This window comes from Vibrio mediterranei, assembly GCF_900088415.1.
Classification (GTDB): domain Bacteria; phylum Pseudomonadota; class Gammaproteobacteria; order Enterobacterales; family Vibrionaceae; genus Vibrio; species Vibrio mediterranei.
Genome location: NZ_FLLQ01000006.1, coordinates 296,821 through 319,184, shown reverse-complemented (window position 1 = coordinate 319,184; position 22,364 = coordinate 296,821). Strand labels below are relative to the sequence as shown.

The 22,364-nt window shown below is 43.5% G+C and carries 16 protein-coding genes; 8 read left to right on the top strand and 8 right to left on the bottom strand.

Annotated elements, in window-relative coordinates:
• Nucleotides 1-42 precede the first annotated feature (42 nt).
• Both hrpA and VME0621_RS18375 read right to left on the bottom strand, forming a co-directional pair.
• Complete coding sequence (hrpA, locus tag VME0621_RS18380) at nt 43-3,963, bottom strand: ATP-dependent RNA helicase HrpA (RefSeq protein ID WP_062460493.1); 3,921 nt, start codon at nt 3,961-3,963, stop codon at nt 43-45.
• Between the two features lie 114 nt (nt 3,964-4,077).
• Nucleotides 4,078-5,409: a MipA/OmpV family protein gene (locus VME0621_RS18375; RefSeq protein WP_062460496.1), complete on the bottom strand. Its 1,332-nt coding sequence runs from the start codon at nt 5,407-5,409 to the stop codon at nt 4,078-4,080.
• 250 nt (nt 5,410-5,659) lie between these two features.
• Between VME0621_RS18375 and VME0621_RS18370 the strand changes: the two genes are divergently transcribed.
• The 3 genes from VME0621_RS18370 to VME0621_RS18360 all read left to right on the top strand — a co-directional run bounded on the left by VME0621_RS18370 (nt 5,660) and on the right by VME0621_RS18360 (nt 8,510).
• A complete protein-coding gene (locus tag VME0621_RS18370; protein ID WP_062460499.1) occupies nt 5,660-6,046 on the top strand; it encodes a VC1380 family protein in 387 nt (128 codons plus the stop codon).
• A 23-nt stretch (nt 6,047-6,069) separates the two neighbouring features.
• A complete protein-coding gene (locus VME0621_RS18365; protein WP_062460502.1) occupies nt 6,070-7,992 on the top strand; it encodes an alkaline phosphatase D family protein in 1,923 nt (640 codons plus the stop codon).
• A gap of 71 nt (nt 7,993-8,063) precedes the next feature.
• Nucleotides 8,064-8,510 carry a tellurite resistance TerB family protein gene (locus VME0621_RS18360; protein ID WP_062460505.1) on the top strand — a complete coding sequence of 149 codons (447 nt, stop codon included), beginning with the start codon at nt 8,064-8,066 and terminating at the stop codon, nt 8,508-8,510.
• A 73-nt stretch (nt 8,511-8,583) separates the two neighbouring features.
• On the opposite strand, the gene VME0621_RS18355 is transcribed toward VME0621_RS18360, so the two are convergent.
• Together VME0621_RS18355 and VME0621_RS18350 are read right to left on the bottom strand one after the other, a co-directional pair.
• On the bottom strand, nt 8,584-9,114 hold the full coding sequence (locus VME0621_RS18355) for a 3'-5' exonuclease (protein ID WP_038230596.1): 531 nt from the start codon (nt 9,112-9,114) through the stop codon (nt 8,584-8,586).
• A gap of 88 nt (nt 9,115-9,202) precedes the next feature.
• The gene (locus tag VME0621_RS18350; RefSeq protein ID WP_062460508.1) at nt 9,203-10,738 is read right to left on the bottom strand and encodes a sensor domain-containing diguanylate cyclase; all 1,536 of its coding nucleotides are present in this window, start codon (nt 10,736-10,738) and stop codon (nt 9,203-9,205) included.
• A 333-nt stretch (nt 10,739-11,071) separates the two neighbouring features.
• Between VME0621_RS18350 and VME0621_RS18345 the strand changes: the two genes are divergently transcribed.
• From VME0621_RS18345 to VME0621_RS26845, 4 genes are all read left to right on the top strand, one after another.
• A complete protein-coding gene (locus tag VME0621_RS18345; RefSeq protein WP_038230598.1) occupies nt 11,072-11,704 on the top strand; it encodes a DUF2760 domain-containing protein in 633 nt (210 codons plus the stop codon).
• On the top strand, nt 11,704-13,566 hold the full coding sequence (locus tag VME0621_RS18340) for an Hsp70 family protein (RefSeq protein WP_062460511.1): 1,863 nt from the start codon (nt 11,704-11,706) through the stop codon (nt 13,564-13,566). The genes VME0621_RS18345 and VME0621_RS18340 overlap by 1 nt, the downstream gene beginning before the upstream one ends.
• An 85-nt stretch (nt 13,567-13,651) precedes the next feature.
• The gene (locus VME0621_RS18335) at nt 13,652-16,450 is read left to right on the top strand and encodes an Hsp70 family protein (protein ID WP_062460514.1); all 2,799 of its coding nucleotides are present in this window, start codon (nt 13,652-13,654) and stop codon (nt 16,448-16,450) included.
• Nucleotides 16,451-16,594: 144 nt separating this feature from the next.
• The gene (locus tag VME0621_RS26845; RefSeq protein WP_006071423.1) at nt 16,595-16,747 is read left to right on the top strand and encodes a hypothetical protein; all 153 of its coding nucleotides are present in this window, start codon (nt 16,595-16,597) and stop codon (nt 16,745-16,747) included.
• A gap of 26 nt (nt 16,748-16,773) precedes the next feature.
• On the opposite strand, the gene VME0621_RS18325 is transcribed toward VME0621_RS26845, so the two are convergent.
• The 4 genes from VME0621_RS18325 to VME0621_RS18310 form a co-directional block, all read right to left on the bottom strand.
• Complete coding sequence (locus VME0621_RS18325; protein WP_082795538.1) at nt 16,774-18,039, bottom strand: carbohydrate porin; 1,266 nt, start codon at nt 18,037-18,039, stop codon at nt 16,774-16,776.
• A gap of 11 nt (nt 18,040-18,050) precedes the next feature.
• A complete protein-coding gene (locus VME0621_RS18320) occupies nt 18,051-18,698 on the bottom strand; it encodes a DUF3299 domain-containing protein (protein WP_062460523.1) in 648 nt (215 codons plus the stop codon).
• Nucleotides 18,699-18,747: 49 nt separating this feature from the next.
• Complete coding sequence (locus VME0621_RS18315) at nt 18,748-20,127, bottom strand: metal-dependent hydrolase family protein (RefSeq protein ID WP_006071420.1); 1,380 nt, start codon at nt 20,125-20,127, stop codon at nt 18,748-18,750.
• A 202-nt stretch (nt 20,128-20,329) separates the two neighbouring features.
• Entirely contained in the window at nt 20,330-21,280 is a 951-nt protein-coding gene (locus VME0621_RS18310) for a helix-turn-helix domain-containing protein (RefSeq protein ID WP_157769581.1), read from the bottom strand.
• 147 nt (nt 21,281-21,427) lie between these two features.
• On the opposite strand from VME0621_RS18310, the gene VME0621_RS18305 reads away from it, so the two are divergent.
• Nucleotides 21,428-22,186: a hypothetical protein gene (locus VME0621_RS18305; protein WP_062460529.1), complete on the top strand. Its 759-nt coding sequence runs from the start codon at nt 21,428-21,430 to the stop codon at nt 22,184-22,186.
• Nucleotides 22,187-22,364 lie beyond the last annotated feature (178 nt).

The following is a 22,364-nucleotide window of genomic DNA, read 5'->3' as shown; positions in this document are numbered from 1 at the left end:
ATATCTATCACAGTTTTGCATAGAATCTATTTAGTTGGACGCTTAGCACGCATCTATCGCATTCAATACGCGCTTATCGGAGACTGGGTATGGCGTCCCAAGCTGTTGAGCAAAATAACTCACGCGAAGCTCTTCAAGCATCCAGCGAATCTCTTTAACGTTTTCTGGTATTTTCATACCTTTTGGAATCTTGTTAAGTAACTCTTTGTAGTCTTGAGTGACGGATTCCACTTTTAGCATGTGCATGCGATCTCGATTTGGGTCAATCGGTAACTTCTCCATGCGTTTCTCAATTGCTTTCAAGTAACGCAGAATATCAGGCAATCGTTTCCAGCCACATTCGGTTGCGAAGCCTTTGAATATCAATCCTTCGATTTGCGCTTTTATATCCGATAACGCGAATGCCATAGTCAAGTCTACGCGACCTTTAAGCTTTTTATTAATGTTGAACGCAGTCGTCAGGATTGTTTCCACTTGCTGTGCAATGTCTACAACTGTATCGCCCAACTCTCCACGCACATACTCTTTAAGTTGCTCAAATTTGTCTGCATCCCAAACTAAGCCACCTTGACCTTCGACAAGCTTATCGATACCGCATGCTATACAGTCATCAATTAAGTCTAACACTTTGCCATAAGGGTTGAAATAGAGACCCAGCTTAGATTTGTTCGGAAGATTGGTGTGCAGATATTTAATTGGAGACGGCACATTCAGTAGCAGCAAACGACGTTGCCCCTCTTTCATGACCTGCTCTTGTTCGACTTCCGTTTCAAACAACTTAATTTCAACGCTGTCTTTATTGTCCACTAGAGCAGGATAAGCTTTCACATCAAATCCACCGCGCTTTTGCGAATAGACTTTTGGCAGTTCACCAAAGCTCCAGGTATGTAAACCTTGCTGCTCAATGTCATCATCAGCAACTTTAGACAAAGTTTGTTGTACTTTGTCTTTCAGGCTTTCTTTCAACTCATAGAGATTGCGATTCTCTTTAAGCTTTCTATTGCGATGATCCACAGCACGGAAAGTAATTTTCAGGTGATCAGGAAGTTGTTCTAGATTCCAGTCGTCCCTTAATACTTCCACACCGGTCATGCGGCGAAGTTCTTTTTCCAATGCATCTAAAAGCGGTGCTTCCATCGGTGTGACACGAGCCAAGAATGCGTCTGCGTAGTTTGGCGCTGGAACAAAGTTCTTACGTAGTGTCTTTGGCAATGCTTTGATTAAGCTCACCACCAGTTCATGTCGCAACCCTGGAATTTGCCAATCGAACCCTTCACTATCAATCTGGTTAAGGATAGGTAATGGGATATGCACTGTTACACCGTCACTATCTTCTCCAGGTTCAAACTGATAACTTAGCTTGAGTTTAAATCCACCTTGATGCCAGAAGTTAGGATAATCAAGATCGGTGACATGACTAGCGTCGCCCTTAAACAGCATCTCTTTTTCAAAATTAAGAAGCTCTTTGTTCTTCTGGCTTGCTTTCTTCCACCACGTATCAAAATGGCGCCCAGAAACAACTTCCGTACCTACACGTTGATCGTAGAAATCAAACAGCTCATCGTCGTCAACAAGGATATCCCGACGACGCGACTTGTGCTCAAGCTCTTCTACTTCTTGTAGTAGCTTTCTGTTTTGTTTGAAAAATGCGTGCTTGGTTTCCCAATCCCCTTCAACTAAGGCACTGCGCACAAACAGTTCGCGACTTAAAACTGGGTCAATCGCACCATAGTTAACCAATCGCTTCGGAACAATTGGTACTCCGTACAACATCACTTTTTCGTGTGCCATTACGGCTGCGCGTTTCTTAGACCAATGGGGTTCACTGTAGCTACGTTTGATTAGGTGTTTTGCTAGAGGCTCAATCCACTCTGGTTGAATCTTGGCGATAATACGTCCCCAGAGCTTAGAGGTTTCCACCAGCTCTGCCGACATAATCCACTTAGGTTGCTTCTTAAACAGACCTGAAGCCGGGAAGATATGGAATCGTGCGTTTCGAGCCCCTTGGTACTCATTTTTCTCTTGGTCTTTCACACCAATATGAGACAACAAGCCAACCAGTAAGGCAGTATGGACCGATTGGTAACTGCCTGGTTCTTGGTTGAGTTTTTCATCCATCTCACGCATGGCTTGATGTATTTGGAAGTAGACATCTTGCCACTCACGTACACGTAAGTAGTTTAAATAGTCTTGCTTGCATTGCTTGCGGAATTGGTTTCCAGACAACGCTTTTTGTTGTTTTTGAATGTAATCCCATAGGTTTACAAACGTCAGGAAATCAGACTCTTTATCGAAAAAGCGCTTGTGTTTGTCGTCAGACGATTGCTGCTTGTCACTAGGACGTTCTCTTGGGTCTTGAATAGACAATGCAGAAGCGATAACCATGACTTCTTTTAAACATCCAAGTCTTGGTGCTTCTATCACCATTCGAGCCAAACGAGGGTCGATTGGCAGGCGAGCCAACTTACGACCAATTGGAGTTAAACGTTTCTTAGGATCTTTTGCTTTATCATTGATAGCACCTAACTCTTCAAGCAGACGTACACCGTCTTGGATATTGCGTTTATCAGGCGCTTCAACAAATGGGAAAGCTTCGATATCGCCCAACCCCAAAGCCGTCATTTGCAGAATGACTGACGCTAGGTTGGTTCTAAGAATTTCTGGATCAGTGAATTCTGGGCGTGATTCGAAATCTTCTTCCGAATACAGACGAATACAGATCCCCTCTTCTACACGGCCGCATCGACCTTTACGCTGGTTTGCACTTGCCTGAGAAACTGGCTCAATAGGAAGACGCTGAACCTTTGTGCGATAACTGTATCGACTAATGCGAGCAGTACCTGGGTCAATGACGTACTTAATTCCCGGAACAGTCAGAGATGTTTCAGCAACGTTAGTGGCGAGTACAATTCGTCGACCTGCATGTGGTTGGAAAATCTTATTCTGTTCGCCCGCGGATAAGCGGGCGTACAATGGAACAATCTCAGTATCACGAAGGTTACGTTTTGTTAATGCATCCGCCGTATCACGAATCTCACGCTCACCGTTCATGAAAATCAGAATGTCACCAAGACCTTCATCACACAGTTCATCTACCGCTTCGAAAATGCCTTCTAGCTGATCTCTATCGCCATCATCGTCCCCAGACAGAGGGCGATAACGAGTTTCAACTGGGTATGTTCGCCCCGAGACTTCTATAATTGGCGCGTCATTGAAATGTTTTGAGAAACGCTCTGGATCGATGGTCGCTGACGTGATGATGATTTTTAAATCAGGGCGTTTCGGGAGTAACTCACGTAAGTAACCCAGAATAAAGTCGATATTCAAACTGCGCTCATGCGCTTCATCAATAATGATGGTGTCATATTGATTAAGAAAACGATCATGTTGAATTTCAGCCAGTAAGATACCGTCTGTCATCAACTTCACTTGAGTATTCTCAGAAATCTGATCGTTAAATCGGACTTTATAACCAACGAACTCGCCCAGTGACGTTTCCATCTCTTCGGCAATACGGTTTGCCACTGAACGCGCAGCAAGTCGTCTAGGTTGTGTATGGCCAATTAAGCCAAATTGTCCTCGACCTAATTCTGAACAAATTTTCGGTAGCTGAGTCGTCTTACCTGAACCTGTTTCACCCGCCACAATAACCACTTGGTTATTCTCAATAGCTTTGGCAATTTCATCTTTCTTCTGACTAACTGGCAGCTGCTCTGGGTAATTGATGGTGGGTTTTGCAGCTGCGCGCTGCTGAGCAACCATCATCGATCGCGCAATATCGATAGCAATTTCGTCGAATACTGCAGATTGAGCTTCTGGTTTTTTAATTCTTGTTGCGCCTGCAATACGCTTACTCAAACGAAAGCGGTCACGAATCATACAGTCTTTTAATGCTTTTTTAAGTGACTGTGGATTGTTCGCTTGCACTTGCGACTGTTGATTGGAATTTTGAGAGGAAGTCAAAACGTTCCCTACTTAACTTTTTACTATTAAAAACTGGCCGGATTGTAGCACAGGTAGGAAATTAGCGTTAAGCGAGAAGGATACAAAAAAGCTCCGCAATGCGGAGCTTTTTGATTAGAAGTGGTACTGAAGATAGAAGGTGCTGTAGTTACTACCACCTTTGATTCGACCGAATTGGGACGAAGCTTCGAATATCGCACTGCGGTGATGCAGAGCATAACCCAGCCATAACTCATCAAGTGCTGGTTTACCGATAATAGAACCTATGCTGATGTCATAAGAAATATCAATGTAGTTCATAAGGTGACTTGCACGCTTCTCTTTTTTATCCATCTCTTGTTGTTCGATATAGGTAATATTGTCGATATATGACAGGCCGTTACCCACACCTAAACGCATCTTCACTGGCCAGTTGAACGTGTAGTATGCTTTGATCAATGTGATAAATTCCGTACCAGAATCTTGAACCTCAGAACTCCAGTGGTGAGCAATGCCTGGACTCAAGTAGATATCCAACGGCATCCCAAACAATTCATCCGTTAATGGATGACCATAAAATACCGACGTTACTTGGTTATTATACGGATCTCGCTTACCGTTAAAGGTCAGAATGTCACCCATGTCTGATGGTGACGCATAACCATGAGCTACACGCACATACGGTTTAGCACCGATATCACGACGTACTTGCTTCGCTTTTGAAGTGGATTTTTTCTTCTCGTTGAAGAAACCAACACCGAAATACACTTCGCCTTCAAAACGTTCTTTAATCACTGATGAATGATACGCTTGGTTATCAAGCATGCGAATATTGGTCGCACCTACAAGGTATAAGTTTGATGCTACGTGGTATTTAGCATCAACGCCCATCGCATAGTCCATACCACCACTCAGGCTATCTGTAGTGCCTCGGTATGTACCATAGTATTCAGTGTTAAAGTCAGCATCCTTATAACGCAGTGTGACGTTAGGACGCAATTCAAGGTCGCCATAATCAAGCATGCCTTGAAGTCTGAAGTTCGCATGATAACGGTTATGTCCGTCTGTCATTAGCTCTGTGTCGAAATGCCAAGCATCATCAAAGTTGTAACGCATTTGCAGACCATAGTCCGCAGTGTCTCCCCCAACCGCATTTTGCTCGTCTGCTGGTATGTCGATAAAACGCATACGCGCAATAGCGTTAAGCTCTAATTCTTTATCATCCGTTTTATAGAGGTGGGCACCTGCCATGGTACCGTCTAGAAAGACATAGTCATTCTTAAAGAACATCATCGGAATAAAGGTGCTAACGGTGGCATCACTTCCTTTGGTATCAAATGGAATGTTCGCTGTACGCCACACCGCTGCAATGCCCCAATCCGCTTCTTGCGCTGACTCTTCTGCCAATACCACTGGTGTTGCACAAAGTGATGCTGCGGTCGCGAGCGCGAGATTTCTCTTTATCATGTCTTGCAGTTTCTCCAACTGGAATTCGTTTACAATTAATAAGCTAAGGAGCACGTAATCACTATTTTGACCGTTAGCCAAAATTCACACGCTATTTACCAAATAACCTAACAACAGCTACCTCAGTGAAGTAGAGTTGTATATTATGGGGTTAACGCATATTTTTATGTCACCACACTGTTATTTGCCTTATGGCTCAATAAATAACCAACAGTGATGGGTGTCATAGTTTCCACTATTTAGACGAATCGTGAAAGTAGAAAAGTTAAAAAAAATTCTCCAATCTTTGCCAAGCGATCAACATATTGATGTCGTAACGGGTGAGACATGGCTTCCAGAAAGACTTTTGAGTGCTAAAGTCGATAATGACTTGTTATTCTTAGAGTTCGACAACGCTCCTGACGAAGCGGAAGATACCTTTGAAGGTCGAGGATTTGTTGAGCATGAAATAGAGCTAGTTCGTGAGCGACTCGCTCAGATGATCGACCAAAGCAACAATAAAGAGCATCTTTTGGATGCTTTGACTGCTTTTTTCCTAATCGGTCATGAAACGAGTAGCGCAGAGTTTGTCGAACTGCTTGAGCAAATGAATGAAGCTACGACACCATCAGAGCACCCAGCACTGGAACATTCCTAAAAAGTAAGTAGAAAGAACGCCTCATGAAAAAGCTCAATCCTGTGTTGGCAGGACCAATATTACGTCGCACTAACCCTCAGCATATCACCCTATGGTTGGCGACCTCATTGTGTCCTTCAAACCTTCAACTTGCGATCAATAACGATGATGTGATCTCCTACAGTGATTTTGATACTGAGCAGGTCTACAAAATAAGCAACAAGCTATGGATCATTCAGTTCCACACTAATCTTTTAACACCTAAGACTGGCCATCTAGGTTATAACGTAGTTTGGCGAGAATCCAAGAGCAGCGCTCTTAATGACAACATGTTCTATTCAACGTCATCTTGGATAGACATCATATTGTCAGATAAGTCTGACCATATTCTTCACGGCTCATGTAGAAACCCACATCATAATAGTGACGACAGCCTGCTTCAAGTCGATGCGTTGCTCGATCAGTTAGCGACTTCTACAAAAGACAATGATCGACCAGACCTTCTGTTACTCACTGGCGACCAAATATACGCTGATCATGTTGCCGGCCCCATGTTGGTGGCTATCCATAAAGTCATCAAATTACTTGAGTTACCTAGTGAGTCATTTATTGGTGCGCCTGTTGGAGATGCAGATGAACTCTATCGTTGTACCAACGCTCTCTATTCTAGAGACAAAATACTCCCCCAATACCAAGATGAGACTCATCGTCTAAAGCGTCTGATTAATAAAGGTGACACACCTATTTTCAGCTCTAGAGAGTGCGAAAATCATCTGATTAGCTTCTCAGAATTTCTGGCGATGTACATACTTAATTGGTCTCCTGAACTCTGGGATGCCATTCAGTTTGACCAACTGCGTCCCAACGATAATTCTGAGAACCAACCTTTACTAGAAAAAGACCAACCTCTTTGGAGCAAGGAAAAAGCAGAGCTCGATAAATTTGTCGCTGGATTACCTGAGGTCAGGCGAGTCATGGCACATGTCCCAAGTTATATGATTTTTGACGATCACGACGTAACTGACGATTGGAACCTAACTGTTGGCTGGGAAAAAGCAGCTTACGAGAACGCGTTTTCTAAGCGAATAATAGGTAACGCTCTATTGTCCTATCTACTGTGCCAAGCTTGGGGTAATACGCCAGTTCAGATGAAGAGTGACTGGCGAAACAGTTTGGTTGGGCTGTTCTCTTATGCCAACGCAAACAAAATCATCGCGCAAGACCAACACGATGACTTAATTACGCAATTGCTGCGATACGAGAAGTGGCACTTTAGTCTTGATTCATCACCTAAAGTAGTGGTTCTTGATACTCGCACACGACGCTGGCGTTCCGAATCCAATCTAAATAAGCCATCTGGTCTAATGGACTGGGAAGCGATGGTTGAATTTCAACAAGAGCTCATCGGTCTAGACTCTGTTGTTGTTGTATCTCCCGCACCTATGTTTGGTGTGAAATTTATAGAAACACTACAAAGTATGGCGACAAAAATGGGTAATCCACTAATTATTGATGCTGAAAACTGGATGGCTCATCCTGGAAGCGCCAATACTTTACTGTCTATTTTTACCCATACTAAGACACCTAAGAACTTTGTCATTTTGTCGGGTGACGTACACTACTCCTTCGTCTACGACGTCAAACTTCGTTATAAGCAGACGGACTCGCACATTTACCAAATAACCTGTAGTGGAATAAAGAATGAGTTTCCGGAACCACTGCTTACGATTTGTGACACTCTCGATAAATGGCTTTACTCTCCACGTTCACCGCTCAACTTATTTACTAAGCGTAAGCGTTTGAAGATCTTCAAACGTAAGCCCGAACCAAGTCATCATAATCGCCTGGTCAATAAAAGTGGTATCGGAAAGGTACGATTGGATAATGAAGGCAAACCTATCGAGATATCGGTCCTTCATGGAGATGGCACAAAAACCACATTCCCTGAAACTAATTCCGAAAGCTAAACTCTAATTACTTGTGATCTGGCTCAACAATCACTATGTATTATAAATAAGCAATAAAATCAGGTAACGCCATGTTTAATTCCATTACTTCCATGTTTAAACAACTTATTGAAGGCGATGACTTATCTAACAATAAGTCAATTAGCCCTAACCTTGCTATGGCTGCACTGCTTTGCGAAGTGTCTAATGCCGATCATCAAGTGGAAGAGCAAGAAGAAAAAGCCAAGCTATCTTTAATTGAACGACTGTTAGGACTTGACGAATCAGAGTCGAAAACGCTATTGGTTCAAGCGCAAGAACAGACAAAGAACTCAGCATCTTTGTACGACTTTACCTCTAGCTTAAGAGAGTTAAGTCAGGAGAAGCGCTTTGATTTAATCAAAGCCATGTGGGAAGTCGCTAACGCAGACGGAGTTATCGACCCACTAGAAGATGCAGTGATTCGCAAAGTAGCAGAGCTCCTCTATGTTGATCACAGTGAGTTTATTCGAGCTAAGATTCAAGTTACTGATCAGTAATCCCACACGCTATGAGCACAAAAAAGCCGAGCAGAAAAACTCTGCTCGGCTTTTATCATTCTTAGTCAGCAAGTTACAGCATGGTCAATGCCAATTTAGCGAGGTTGTATGCATCAACATAACCCGAGTGCTGTCTGCCTTCCCACTCTATTCCTTGGCTTTCTTGTGCCGCTTTGTGACCAATACGTTTATCTTTAAGTCGATGCTGCATGCGATATAACGTCGCTAAATTAACAAACTCTTTGAACGGCATTTCGATGCCTTTTGATTGACATTCTTCGAGTAAGATCATGTCGTCTCGGCCCCATGAGGCATAAATTTTGTTAGGGCCACCAAAATTTTTAACCATAGACTGTATCACTGAAGCCAGTGGACGCCCCTGCTTTTCTACTTTACGTGGCGTTATACCGGTAAGCTCTGTACAAAACAGCGACACCTTGTCAGTTTCTGGCTTAACGTAATATTGCGCTCGCTTCACTACTTCTTGCTTAACTAAATCTATTTCAGCTAACCCTACTTCAATTATCTCGCCAGTTGTGCCAACACCGTCGACATTCCAACAACACATTTCAAGATCAAAACAAACGACACGATTATAATTCATAGGGATTTTAAGATTAGTTAAACGAACCGTCGGATTGTAACGTATCAAGCGTCAAACCTCGACAGTTCTCCATTCAATAGCTAAAAAATCAAGCAACCATTGCTCTATTTCTGCCTTTGTCTTTACTTCTATACAATAAATCATCGGCACGGTTCATGAGTTTCTCCAAGGACTCTCCTCTAAATACGGAGGCACCTATACTCAATGTACAAACAAAGTTAGGATCGATGGTATCCCATTTCATAAAAGCAATATCTTCACATACTTCGTTTAAATAAACGCTGAGTAATTGTTCGTCAACACAACGACTTATCACAGCAAACTCATCGCCGCCAAGCCTGAACAGCATATCATCGGGATACAGTTGTTCTTTTATGTACGCAGCAACTTGCATCAAGATCTCATCACCAGAAACATGACCATATTTATCATTAATTTGCTTAAACTTATCAATATCAATAATGACTAAAGAAAATGGCTTATTGCATGAAATATGGTAATCCGCTAAGCGATTGAATGCCCGTCGATTGTACACTTCCGTTAAAGGGTCTCGCTCTACTAAGTACTGCAAGTCACGTGTTCTGCGACTGACTAACTTGGTCAATCTTCGTTGTTCACGAAGCATCAACTGAACCACGTAAGCCAATAGAATCGAAATAATAAAACCGCCTGAAGCGACACACAGGAGAATAAAGCTGTCATTCTGAGAAATTTCTGAATCGTGTTTAAACTGAATGTTCCACTGTCGATCATAAAGATCCACAATGATGCTCTTTATATCCCCAGACAACGTTTGCCACGCTTCATTCTCGTACATAATGGGGTCATCCTCGGCGTCAAACCCTAAATCGACAACTTGAATACCCACTTCTTTGCCTATGGAGGTTCGAGAAACAATCTGCTCGAAATATGCGGTTGTCCGAACGACTCCAATTACTACTCCACGTAATGAATTATCACCGACCTCGAATACTGGATGGTAAACAAGCATCCCTTGTTTTGGTAACGAACGATCAAACCCGTCCTGCAACAGACGAATCTTATCTGACAAACTCGGTTCTCCGGTTTCCAGTGTGCTACGAATCACTCGTCTAACACGCTCTCGGGAAGAGTAATATCCTAGCGCACGTAGGTTGGCTTCATTAACAGGATAGACATCACTCGCCACATAAATAGGTTCATCATTTTCAAGGATGTAACCATCTTGGCGAGGTTCGTCTTTAGGCACCGTATATATTTGGTAACTTGGAAAGTGTTGCTTGACTCGCTTTACGTGTGACTCTATCTGCTCGGGATAAACTTTCTTCATCCATTGCATAGCTATCAAACTTTTCGAATCTGCCAACAATGGTGCGACAAAAGTGGAGAAATTATCCCACGTTGGTGGTTGAGTTGCATGATAAAAACTTGCCCCTGCACCAATAAAGGCAACATCTAACATAACAAGTTCTTTTATATTCTCGGCTTGGTTTTGAGCTAAGAACTCAAAATTAGAATCGGAAAGCTGTTTTTGCCCTTTATATACAAGATGTGTAATGAAAATCGTCAATACTAATCCGAGAATTAGCACTAACACTGAGTACCGTTTGACTCCGCGGTCCTCTTTGCTTAAGCCTGTAACCATATATATTGTCCTAACTGGTTATAGTTTTATTAGTGTTACCAGTTTTTATATTTGTGATAAATATTATTAGCCATGTGATATAAGTATCGAAAATACAATACCTTACCTTTTACTGTTAAATCTTACACAGCTCTGACATGGACAAAAGTTACAGTGTTAAAAAAAACAGCGAAGATCACCTAAATTTGTAAAATCGTCATTATCTGCTGAATTCTTCGCCAAAAAACTCACTTTGTAATGACATTATTGCGAAACCATCGCGCTATGAGCCTTGATTATGCTAGACTTCGCCCCAAAATTAACAACTAATGACTGACACATAGAGAAACTCCTATGAACATCGATCTAAATGTTATCCCAACTACTTTCGACATGTTGCACGCAGGCCTAGCGGCTTCTAGCGTTTTGTTGCTTGCCATCGCGGTATCACGCAAAAGCAAAGTCGTTGAAAAAGTGGTCGAAAAACCAGTAGAGAAGATCGTCGAGGTTGAAAAGCCAGTAGAAAAAATCGTTGAAGTTGAGAAAGTCGTTGAAGTCGAAAAAGTCGTAGAAAAAGTTGTAGAAGTAGAATCTAAACTTGCGACTGCTTCTACCGATTCTGCAATGCAACTTCTGTCTTTGATGCAGCAAGAAGCTCGCATGGTCGATTTCCTGCAAGAAGACCTAACTTCATTCTCCGATGAAGAGGTAGGTGCAGCGGCTCGTGTTGTCCATTCTGGCGGGAAAAAAGTGATCAGCGAGTACTTTACTTTGTCTCCTATTCGCGTTGAAGACGAAGAAACTCGCGTAACAATCGAAGAAGGCTTTGATCCGCAATCTGTTCGCCTCACTGGCAACGTAACGGGTAATGCACCATTCTCAGGCACACTGATTCACAAAGGTTGGAAAGCCGACAAAGTGACTCTGCCTAAGTTGTCTGAAAACTACAACGCATCTGTCATCGCACCAGCAGAGGTAGAGCTATAATGGAGCTATCAACGCACGAACAGAATCAGCCATCGGCTCGTTACAGTATTGGTATCGACTTAGGTACAACGCACTGTGTTATGTCGTTTCTTGATACGACAGATGAGTCCGCGCAAGTAGAAGTAGCTGCTATTCCACAGCTTACAGCGCCAGGTACTGTAGAATCTTTCAAACAACTAGGTTCATTTCTATATCAACCTCATGAGCACGAGATGGGACAAGGCTCCCGCACTCTGCCATGGACAAGTGAGCCAAAGGCTCTGGTTGGTGCCGTTGCTCGAAACCTTGGTTCAAAAACACCTATTCGTCTCGTAGCGAGTGCTAAATCTTGGCTGTGTCACGGCGGTGTGAACCGACGTGAGAGCTTTCTTCCACAAGGCAGTCCAGAAGAAGTCACCAAAGTGTCTCCTCTTCGTGCGACTGAGCTGTATCTAGAGCACTTGAAGGATACATGGAATCACAAACACCCTGAGCATAAGCTCGAGGACCAAGACGTAACCATAACCGTCCCTGCTTCTTTTGATCCTGCAGCGCGCGATCTTACTGCAGAAGCAGCACGTAACGTTGGATTGTCACACCTAACCCTTCTTGAAGAGCCTCAAGCAGCCTTATATAGCTGGATTGACAACAGCGAGGATAAATGGCGTGATGAAGTCAATGTTGGCGATGTAGTGTTAGTAGTCGATGTCGGTGGTGGTACCACAGACTTATCTTTAGTCGCAGTAACAGAACAAGATGGTAACCTGAATCTTGAACGTGTTGCTGTTGGTGAGCATATTCTGCTTGGTGGCGACAATATGGACCTTGCTTTAGCTTATCGCCTAAAGATGAAGCTAGCGCAAGATGGTAAAGAATTGCAACCGTGGCAAGTTCAAGCAATGACTCATGCTTGCCGCGACGCTAAAGAAGCCTTACTAAATGATTCTGAGCTTCAAGCAGTGCCTATTGTTGTCCCTAGTCGTGGCTCTAAGTTACTAGGCGCAACACTGAAAACGGAATTGACCCAACAGGAAGTTCAACAAACTCTTGTAGACGGCTTCTTCCCACAAGTGAGCATTCAAGACCATCCGGTTCAACGTGCTCGCGGTGCATTAACGCAAATGGGCCTTCCTTACGCACAAGATGCGGCGATTACTCGCCATATTGCTGCGTTCTTGAGCCGCCAAAGCAATGCAACAGATAACGCCTTTGCAGGTATTCCTGGCATGCAACCAGCACCTGAGTTCGTAAAGCCTACAGCCCTGCTCTTTAACGGCGGTGTCCTTAAATCGAAACTACTCTCTGATCGTTTGTTCAACACCATTAACGCGTGGCTTGAGACTGCGGGCTCAGACAAGGCAAAAATGCTTTCTGGCCTAGACTTAGATCTTGCCGTTGCAAGTGGTGCAGCTTATTACGGTAGCGTTCGACGTGGTCAAGGTGTTCGAATTCGCGGCGGTATTGCCTCGAGTTATTACATCGGCATTGAAAGTGCAATGCCTGCGATTCCGGGAATGGCTCCTCCAATGGAAGCCCTTTGTGTTGCACCGTTCGGTATGGAAGAAGGCAGTAGTGTTCAAGTCCCAAGTCAAGAATTTGGACTTGTCATTGGTCAACCTGTTCATTTCCAATTCTTCGGTTCAACAACCCGCCGTGATGATGAGGCAGGAGTTCATCTTGACTTTTGGCAACCAGAAGAGCTTGAAGAACTGCCAGAAATTCAAGTTACCTTGCCAGTATCAGAAGGCCGCAGCGTTGGCGAAGTGGTTCCTGTGACACTATCATCGCGCGTTACTGAACTTGGCACACTATATCTGGAAGCCATCGCTTCGGATAATGGTCAAAAATGGCACGTTGAATTTGACGTCCGCGAAGACGCATAACAATAATTAAATGACAAAACGGCACATTAGGTGCCGTTTTTTATCGCTAATCCCAGTCTTTATTAAGACCTAACTGGAGCATGTCATGGCATCCTCACAATATCTGGTCGGTATCGATTTAGGTACAACCAATACGGTTGTCGCATTCTGTGAAATTCAAGACGACCTCTCTAACTCTCCGGTCGAATTGTTTGAAATCGACCAACTCGTTGGCCCGGGCGAAGTAGTGCGTAAACCGTTACTACCCTCTTTCCGTTATCATCCAGCAGCTCAGCAAGTGTCCGAAGCGGACCTCACTCTCCCATGGGAAAATCAATCGGTCGATGGTGACCTGAAAAATATCATCATTGGTGAATGGGCGAGAGAGTTGGGTGCAAAAGTTGAAGGCCGGCAGGTCTCAAGTGCTAAGAGTTGGCTATCGCACACTGCAGTTGATCGTGAAGACGACATTCTACCGTGGGCCGGCGCACAAGATGTCGAAAAAGTGTCGCCAGTCATTGCCAGCGCAAGCTATCTCAACCATATTCGTCAGGCATGGAACCACCGCCATCACTACAACAAACTTGAAGATCAAGATGTAGTCATTACGGTTCCAGCTTCTTTTGATGAAACCGCAAGGAAGCTCACCCTACAAGCCGCAAAATTGGCAGGACTACCAAAAGTCCACCTGTTAGAAGAGCCACAAGCCGTTTGTTATGACTGGTATGCGAGACACAAAGATACCGCAGCACAAGAGTTGGCCCAAGTACCGCTTATTCTGGTATGTGATGTTGGCGGTGGTACTACTGACTTAAGTTTGATTGAAGCTAAACACGACAATGACGAACTAACACTGAATCGAATCGGTGTCGGCGAACACCTTATGCTAGGTGGTGATAACCTTGATCTGGCTCTTGCACATATGGCTGAGCAGCGCTTTAACGAGGCTAAAAAGCTTAACGCGGCTAGTCTTACCAAGCTGATTCAACAAACTCGCAAGGCGAAAGAGGCGTTGCTGTCTGAAAATGCTCCAAATGAAATGAAAATCACCATGTTGGGTAGTGGTTCTCGTTTAATCGGTGGCACCAAAAGCATCGCTCTTACCAAACAAGAAGTGCATCAAATAGCTTTAGAGGGCTTCTTTCCGACCACGACGTTTGGTGAGCTACCTGACAAGAAACGAAGTGCTGTCGTTGAATTCGGACTGCCTTACGTTTCCGACCCAGCAGTAAGTAAACATGTCTCCGAGTTCTTGCATTTACATCAAGAGGTTGCGAAAGACGCCTTGGGTGATCAGAGTGACCCAGCGATTCCAGTTGGTCTGCTACTCAATGGTGGTGTTTTCAACAGCGACTTGGTCACACGTCGCGTGGTCGATATCGTTGAGAATTGGAAAGGTTCTGCCGTTTCTTTACTTTCTAACCCTCATCCAGATTGGTCTGTTGCACTTGGTGCTGTCGCTTTTGCAAAAGCACGTCGTGGTGCACAACTTAAAATTGGTGGCGGTAGTGCCCGTTCCTACTTCCTACACTTACAAGAAAAGAACAAACTTGGCCAAGCCTTATGTTTGTTGTCCAAAGGGACAGATGAAGGGCAAGAAATTCGTTTAACTGGTCGTCGATTTGCGCTGACTCTGGGTGAGCCTGTTCGATTTAACCTTCTTACTTCAACTCATGATTACTTTGGCGATCATCAAAAAGTACAGAATGGTTTAATGGTTCAAATTGACCCCGATCAGTTCGCACCATTGCCTCCATACATCAATACGTTACAGGGTAGCGAATCGCTGCTTGCTGCCAATCAAAAAGAACGGGTTGAAGTTCAGCTCGCTTGCCAGTTGACTGAGGTCGGTACGCTTAAGATTGAATGTGTAAGCACTGAGGATGATGCTCAGCGATGGGCGCTTGAATTTGAAGTTCGAAATCAGCAGGCCCAAGAAGAAACAGTCACCGCTCATCCTGGGCTAGAGCCAAGCAAAGATTTGATTTCTCGTTTGTATAGTGGCAACAAAAACAGCGCTGACAGCAAAGAAATCAAGCTGCTCGCCAAAACACTTGAGAAAAACCTTGGTAAGAAAGATGACTGGGATTTCTATACCTTACGTTCTCTAGTTGACAGTTTTTCACTAGGTCGCAAACGTCGTCGTCGTTCTGAACAACACGAAAAGAATTGGCTTCGATTAACAGGCTTTTGTATGCGCCCTGGTTTTGGTGATGCGACTGACTCATGGCGTATGGAGCAAATCTGGGGGTTGTACCAACAAGGTATTCAGTTCCAGAATGCACAAGGTTGGAGTGATTGGTGGACTTTTTGGCGTCGTGTTTCAGGTGGTCTAAATGAAGAACAACAGGAAGTAATATTAGGTGGAATCGCTAAATACTTACACCCTGGTGCGATGAAAAATGCAAAAACATTCCAAGGAGCAAAGGACAAAGGCTATGAGGCCATGGTTCGTTTATCGGCAAGCTTAGAGAACTTGTACGTTGATGACAAAGTTCTGTTAGCTACTTGGTATCTCAGCAAAGCCCTCAACCAGTCTCAGTTCGAACAAGCACACTGGTGGGCATTAGGCAGACTTGCTTCTCGTACACCACTCTACGGCAGCCAACATAACGTGATATCGCGGGAACAGATTGAACAATGGCTACCAAAACTTCTTGATCAAGACTGGCTAAAAGAACCAATGATAGGCTTTGCCTGTGTCCTGATGTGCCGTAAAACCGGCGACCGCTCTCTAGATATTTCTGATGACTATCGGACACAGGTGCTAGATAAGCTGAAAATGTCGAAAGCACCTTCTAGTTGGCATGAGTTGGTTTCCGAGGTCAAAACACTGTCGGAATCTGATTCTAAAAAGTTATTTGGTGATGCCCTACCGGTTGGCCTGCGACTTATCAATCAATAAAGCAGCGACACAGTTTGCTATGGTTTGGAACACTTTGGCACAAATAGGTAAGTAATATCGGCTATTCCAAGCTAATTTTCGTTAAGGCGTATACATTGCGCCTTAACGATGATTATCACTCCTCATAATAGCGGAAACCTAGTAATGAAAAATCGAGTCATTGAGTATCAGCCATTGGGCATCGGTGCTTGGGTAAGAATTGAAGTCACAGTCGAAGTCGCCGATGTTCTTGCTAAAGAATATACAGGTTACGGATGGCCAGTCAGAGTGTATAGCTACATCTACGATGGAAATTAAAAAAAGAGCTCATATGAGCTCTTTTTTTAGATAGCGACTCGTAACCTTAGGCCGATAATCCAAGTACTATCTTTATCAGAAAACGCAGGGTTCTTTATATACTGTAAGTCTGGTGTGACTTGAATATAGTCATTCACAGCCCAGTTATAATATAGCTCTGAGGTAATTTGATTGTCTAAACCACTCCCAAACGCTTCATTGACTTCACTCCAGTTTACGGCGAAACCCAAATTACTCGTTGCATTACCCAAACCAAAGTAGCCGATACCTGCGCTGATAGAAGTATCATACAAGGCTACATCTCCGCTTGAGAACCCTCCTCGAATAAATGGCATCAACTGCGCTGTCGCAAAATAGCTCGCTGAAAAGTTGATACCACGACCGTTTTGATCGCTATAGGTTGTACTACCATCTGGCAAGGTAATAGTTGACAAGTTATGCCTTGTACCACCATCAATATTCCATGCTGTGACATGTACGTTATCAGTATAAATTTGCTCTTGAGAAGCGGTCCAACCAAACTCTAACGTTGTAAAAAGTTTACTGTCGTCAAAGAAAGAATTAAATGGATCACTTGAGTCACCGTTAGCATCGGCTACCCCACCAATCAGATAAAAATTGTCATTCAACATATGACCTACAGCTAATCCAAGCACACCATCATCTGGCAAGCCAATTGCACCTCCTCCTGTGCTAAAGGCCAGATTGGTGAATCCCGTCCAAGGGCTCGCAAGCGCATAAGTATCGACATAGTCGGTGGTATCTAAATACCCGAGCATGAGTGACGTTCTACCCTGGTTTAACTTTTGTTTCCAATACAAGTTAGTGAGACGACTGCCTTGGTCAGAATACGCAGGCCCTATCATACCGACATAGCCGACACCATCAGGTAGACTGGGAGTAACATTGCCGATAAACGAAAACTCTTTAGGTGAAAGGTCGGTGTACTTATGTCTGTGCTCTACTTTCCATACCAGTCCACCAACATTACCTGAATCTAGGCCAACTAAGTTCCAACTCCCGTAGAAACGAAACACACCAGCGGCGGCGTTATTTTCGCCTCCTGTCACAGTGTCCGAAGCACGAAGCCCCAATGATTGATAATCTAAGCCAAATGTAAGATTTTGATTTTGCTCTAACGATTCTCTCCAGTTCAATTTTGGGTTTGGCTTTGTCTTGAGAGTGTTATCGACTGAGTCCGGGCTCCCAAAATCGGCACCAATGGCTATTTTGGGGACGACCGACGCAAAGATCGCAGCTAAAGCAACACTTGATAGAAGGGTTTTAGTCATCATGCGTCTCACTATAACGTTTCTGATTGGTAATAATCTTCAATGTTAGTGGCTTCCATACTGTAGCCCATTGTCACTGAGGTATTACCATCAACAAGAAAAACATCCTCTGTCTGTTTATCACTGGTGAAAATACCCTCAACCCACACTGGATATTGAACATTTTTAATTTCAAATCCTTCTGGGTAGCGTATTCGCACTATTTGATTTGCTGGCGGCGGTGGCAAATGGATACATGCACCCGCAACTGGCACCAACAGAAAGTCAGTACTTTTCTCTCCTGTCATTTCTAGCGGCACGATAAAGCCAGCCATTCGAATATTTCGTTTATCAAAGCGATCCGTCGTGGTCTCCGATAGAGCTTGCATCTGAGCCATATAAGTCGCTCTTTTCTCGAGTAAATCACGAGCATCGACACCTTCACTACCCAACTCAACAATGAGTTGATTAGCAAGTTTTTGATTCGCTTTGTTGGGCACAGAGTCTAATAACAAAATCGTTTGTAAAGATTCTCTCTGAGCTTCGGTTATATCCGGTAAGACTACAATTTCTTCTTTCATTTGAGGTTTCAAATCCGTCCAATCTAAGACCGAGATTTGACTCGCAGACACGGAAAACGAAAATAGAACAACAATCAGGCTAGAACACCAATTCAACATGTACATTACTCTTGTTAAGAGGGCTCAGTTTCTGAGCCCCATTGAATGGCTATAGTGTGTTCTTGTAAACAACACCGTCTTTCATGATCACTTTAATTGTGTCTAAGTCTGCCTCTCGGGGCTCAGCATCAAACCATTTCTCGTTGGCACCGATTACTGATAAGTCCTCGAGTGGATTACCATCTACTAAGATAAGATCGGCGTATGCACCTTCTTCAACCACGCCTAACTTACCTTCAGGATAAGGGTCCATGACCCCAGATAGTTTGACAATTTCGCCATTCACTGACGTCAAGCCTTTGAGTGTGAAGAAGTTACCCAGCTCTTTACCAGCAAGGAATATGGTATGGTCGGTTTGCTTAATGCAAGCGGTTACATCACCAACACAGTCCGTGTGAAAACCCCATTTAGGTTGATACTTGTTGACATTTTCAATGTACTTGGAGAATGCCTTCGTCGCTGATTCTGCTTTTCGTTTCGAAGCCGGATTAGAGTTGATCGCTTCGATTTGAGTCAAATAGGGAGAAAAAGCCGTCATATTGGTTGTGATATACGCTCCCTTCTCTTTCATCTTTTTAGCAATATCACCGTCAAACATAAAACCGTGTTCAATGGTTTTTACGCCCGCATCAAGGTTGCGTAAAATTGCTTTTTTACTGTATGCGTGAGACATAACGTAAGAGCCATAAGCCTCGGCAATTTCTACCGCTGCCGAAATTTCTTCTGGCGACATCGCATTTAGCTGCCAAGGGTCAAAAGATGAAGCGACACCGCCGGAAGACATGATCTTAATTTGCGTGTTGCCTTGTTTGAAATTCTGACGTGCAGCGGCCTTTATGTCGGTAATACCATCGGCATTAAAGCTGACGCTGTTTCTCGCCATACTCGTCGTAGAACCGAAAAAATGTTGATTGGCTGTTGTGAGATTACTAAAGTCTGCGTGAGAACCTGTAGGACCAATGAAAGCACCAGAGGTATAAAGTCTAGGTCCCTCCAGCATCCCTGAGTCTATCGTTTTTCGTAAGCCGGTATTCAACCCGCCAGCATCACGCCAAGTGGTGAAGCCTGAACGAAATGCGGCTCGAGCGTTAACCGTAGAACGCGCGGCTAATTCTTCTATCGTGCGATTATTCTCGTGGTCACTCAAGTTACCGCCGTTTAATAGCAGATGGCCATGCCCTTCAATCAGACCCGGCATTAATGTCATACCACTCCCATCAATGACTTGCGCATCGGAGACTTCAACTACATCTTTCGATACCGCTTTGATTAAGTTGTCTTCCACTAATACGTAGTGGTTTTCATACAGTTTGTTGTCTGTGCCATTAAAAACATTAACGTTCTTAAACAAAATTGTGTCTGCTTGTGCTGAGAGCGCACAGGCACAAGAAGCTGCGAGAAGAGACAGTTTGCCGCCGATCGATTTCATTATTTCACCTTTAGTCCGTGCCAAGTGGAATCCACTTCGCGTAACATTCCGAATCATTGATATGAATTTGCTGCTACGAGGCTAATTGTTTTTATGTAACACGCTGAGTTCACAAACAATTAACATCTAAACCTTAGGTGATAATTTATACATTTGCGAACCTAACGTATTGCCATTTGGCGACAAAACTTAAAGGTTGCTTTTACGTAGGGAGATTTGACCTATATTGCGAGGGAGTGATACCAACGTATCGCTTAAATGCTCGCGTGAAATGCGCGGAATCAGAGTAACCAAATTGTTGAGCAACTGTCGCAATAGTAGATGAAGACATAAGCTCAGTTTTAATGAGTTCAAACAAGATCTGTTCACTAAATTCCTTGTAATTGGTTTCCTCCTCTTTAAGTCGGCGTTGAATCGTTCTTGAGTGGATATTAATAACCTCAGAAGCTACATCTAGAGGTAACTTTCCAGCGGTAAAGTAGGGTTTAAGCGCGAGTTTTAAACTCTGAGTAAACCGTCCCAACTTTGGTAACGGTTCGCTGGGTACAGATTTTTGAACGTTAAACTTGGTCATCTGCATCATTACGCTGTCAGGTATTTTAATTGCAGTCACAGGGCGTTCGTTATAGAGCACCACATTCTGAAGTTGCGGCAATAATTTAAACGCCTCAACGGAAGACGACCGAACACCGATTTCTTTCGGACAATACTGTCTTGCCGTTAGCTGATAGACTAACTGTGTCATAAACGTCACTGAAAACAGCTCTGCATATTGAAACCAAACTTCATCCGCACCCGTTTTCTCCCTCACAAACCACCACGCTCCACCAGCCTTTTTTATATATACTTGGGTATTGGACGACTCCATTTCTAATAGTTGACCAAAAGCTTTAAGCGCCTCTTGAACCGTCGTGTTAGTGGGTAATTTACTCAGATAATACGGGACATATTCAAGTGAGACCATTTCCCAAACCCTAATCCCAAATTGCTCGCTAGATAATCGCTTTCCGAGATGACATAACAGGTTTTTCAACGTTGATTCTGGTAAATAAGAATAGTTAGGTTGTTGAACAATTGTATTGGGAATACGTGCTTCTCTTAATAAGGGAAGTAAATCAACATCCATCCCTTTGAAGAGATCGATAAAAAACATGACGTGTTCTGTTCGAATTATGTGGACTTGCTCTTCTTTTCTAGGTCTGGCCATCATCTAGTACACAAGTTATTAGGTGGTATAGGACTAATATAGTCTATCCTAGATGGTAACCATCTGAATAAATTAGTATTTAAAGGAATATATATGAAGTCGGTTAGTTTAGCTGCCTTAGCTAGCATGACGGTGCTTTCCCCTTGCCTCGCTCAATCAAATCAGTCTGAGGAATGGGAATACTTGTTGGTATTCCCAATGATATGGACGCCGAGCATCACTGGTACCTCAGGAAGTTCAGATGGCATCGTGAATATCGACATTCCTTTTGACAATATCGTTAGTAACTTGAATTTCGGTCTCATGGGCGATTTCTATGCTCAGAAAGGCAAATGGCTGTTGGGCGTTCGCGCTAACTATCTGCATATCAAAAGCTCCAATTCATCAACTTACAAACCGAAACTGCCGTTTCTTCCGGATATCACAACCACTATCGATCTAGATGCCACTATGTCTTTAAATGACCTCTTCGCTGGTTATGAAGTCACCCATGGCTTAGTGATGCTTACGGGGGTTAGACATACTTACAGTAAGTTCAATATTGATATAGGTGTTAACGAATACGACGCCCCATCGATCAATTCATCAGGGCACCAATTCGACTGGTTGGTGGGGTTAAAATATGCCCACTGGTTTAATCAGGACTGGGGATTGAGTCTTACTGTAGATACTAGTATTGCCGGTGACAATGATGTGAATAGAGGGCTCAATCTCGCTGGAATGTATCGATTAAGTAATCTAAACAACATTTGGTTCGGTTATCGCTACTTAAATATTCAAAATGACTCGGGCACTACACAGATAGATGTCACCCAGCAGGGCCCGATGATAGGTTGGGCGTTCAGTTTTTAGAATTGAGCAGTCTACAACCTATTTAACATTCTTAGCCTTGTTTGAAGATGAGCAGCCAAATCGATGTGCAGCCACAACTCTTCAATATCTTGAACTCTAAAATGTACGATCATTAACGACTCCTATAGTTTGATTGACAATCAAACATACCGCACGAAAATGATCGACATTTGCCAGA